Annotated in this window: 1 protein-coding gene; it reads left to right on the forward strand. The window is 43.6% G+C overall.

Annotated features, from left to right (window positions below; genetic code table 11):
* The coding region (locus SORDD24_RS10580) for an ABC transporter transmembrane domain-containing protein (protein WP_269139598.1) at window positions 1–440 on the forward strand (440 nt) is incomplete at both ends.

The following is a 440-nucleotide window of genomic DNA, read 5'->3' on the forward strand; positions in this document are numbered from 1 at the left end:
CCTTCCTAGGAACTATTGCCCAAGTTGGCTTATCAATCTATCTACCTATTCTGATTGGGCAGGTCATTGACCAGGTCCTAGTGGCTGGTTCTTCGCTAGTTTTTTGGCAGATTTTCATTCAGATGATATTGGTGGTCATAGGGAATACCCTCGTTCAATGGGCCAATCCTCTCCTCTATAATCGCCTAATCTTTTCTTATACCAAAGACTTGCGAGAGCGAATCATCCATAAACTCCATCGTTTACCGATTGCCTTTGTAGATAGACAAGGTAGTGGGGAGATGGTTAGTCGTGTAACCACGGATATCGAACAGTTGGCAGCTGGCTTGACCATGATTTTTAACCAATTTTTCATTGGTGTCTTGATGATTTTGGTTAGTATTCTAGCCATGCTCCAAATTCATCTCCTCATGACCCTCTTGGTCTTGCTGTTGACGCCC

Source organism: Streptococcus oralis (assembly GCF_001579175.1).
Lineage (GTDB): Bacteria > Bacillota > Bacilli > Lactobacillales > Streptococcaceae > Streptococcus > Streptococcus oralis_O.